Source organism: Mesorhizobium sp. M4B.F.Ca.ET.089.01.1.1, assembly GCF_004022605.1.
GTDB classification, from domain to species: Bacteria; Pseudomonadota; Alphaproteobacteria; order Rhizobiales; family Rhizobiaceae; genus Mesorhizobium; species Mesorhizobium abyssinicae.
The window spans coordinates 1-488 of record NZ_RZOS01001347.1 but is presented as its reverse complement, the minus strand read 5'-3'; the positions used below and the strand labels follow the sequence as shown (position 1 = coordinate 488).

The window sequence follows — 488 nt, the reverse complement described above, 5'->3', positions numbered from 1 at the left end:
GCGCGGTCCCGGTCGGATTGCAGACCTGGATGGTGCTGCGCGCCGCTCCGAAACAGGCCGAGAGCGCTGGTGTACTGATGGTCATAGCCTTCCAAGTGGCGATCGCAGCCGGCACAACTTTCGGTGGCCTATTGGTGGATCACACGGGCATTGCCAGTGTCTTTCTCTACAGCGCGGTTGCCACGTTCCTCGCTGTCTTGACAGTATTTCTGCTCGGCCCGAACCGCAACAGCTGACCGCCTGGTGGGGAGTGACGACGGTCGGTGGCGTTAACGCTATTGTCACCTCTGAGCTCGGCCAAAGGCCGCGGCTTCGTCGTAACCATGCCTTCGATGGGGCAGCGCCAAATTGCTACCTGCTCATCGCGTTATGACAATACAGCGCGCTTATTGCGTCATCGTGTTCCCGATCTCGGCTTCAATGCCCGGCTACTCGCTGCGGAGGCAGATGGGCGCCGGCGTCCCACCGACAACGATCGGTCTTTCTCA

1 pseudogene is annotated in these 488 nt (G+C 60.7%); it reads left to right on the top strand.

Annotated features, from left to right (window positions below):
• Window positions 1-236 (top strand): annotated as a pseudogene (locus tag EN780_RS37475) (MFS transporter); the annotation flags it as partial.
• Window positions 237-488: the final 252 nt, after the last annotated feature.